This window comes from Mycobacterium sp. GA-1199 (assembly GCF_001500045.1).
In the GTDB taxonomy this organism is placed as follows: domain Bacteria; phylum Actinomycetota; class Actinomycetes; order Mycobacteriales; family Mycobacteriaceae; genus Mycobacterium.
The window spans coordinates 1-779 of the sequence record NZ_LQIX01000047.1; the positions used below are offsets into that span (position 1 = coordinate 1).

Here is a 779-nt window from a genome sequence, read left to right on the forward strand (position 1 = left end):
TGGCGTTGTGTGGTTGGACTGGCGTTGTGTGGTTGGACTCAGAACAGGCCGGTGTCGACGGTGGTGCTCACATCGACGTCGGTGTTGACCTGACCGGAGTTGTCGGTCGAATTGTCCTGCCCGGAGTTGTCGACCGAATTGTCCACCGAGTTGTCCACCGAGTTGTCCTCGATGCTCGTGCCGCCCGAGATACCGCCGGACACGCTGCCGTCGATATCACCGACGGTGGTCTGGTTGCCGCCCACGGTGGTGGTGGTCGTGTCGTTGTCGTTGATCACGATGCCCCCACCAGATCCGCCGGCCCCACCGGTGGCGTTGCCACCGTCGTTGCCGATGCCGATCAGACCGCCGCCGCCGTCACCGCCGACCGCGCCCCCACCGTTGCCTCCACTCATGTCGACATCGTTGATGACCGGGCCCTCGTTGTCGGAGATGATGTCCCCACCGGCGGTCTGATCACCGCTGTCGTCGATCTCGTTGTCCTCGCCGATGTTGACGTTGGAGTCCTCGATATCGCCGGTGTTGACGTTTTCGTTGTCATCGCCGACGACGTTGCCGTCACCCTCGACGTTGGTGGCATCGATATCGCCGGCGGTGCCGGTGTTGACCACCCCGCCGTCGGTGGCGGTGTTGGTGGTCTTGTCACCGAAGGTGATGTCACCGAACTCCAGCCCGAAGTTGCCGATGCCCTGCTGCTGGTCCTCACCGGCATGGTTGACCGTGTTGGTCTCCGGGCTCAAGAACCGGGTGTCGTTGTGGCTGAGCGTGTCGTTGTTGGA

1 protein-coding gene is annotated in these 779 nt (G+C 63.2%); it reads right to left on the reverse strand.

The window, feature by feature from the left end:
- Positions 1-38 precede the first annotated feature (38 nt).
- Positions 39-779, reverse strand: a 741-nt coding sequence (locus AU198_RS26495; RefSeq protein ID WP_064350500.1) for a hypothetical protein, incomplete at its 5' end; no start/stop codon positions are given.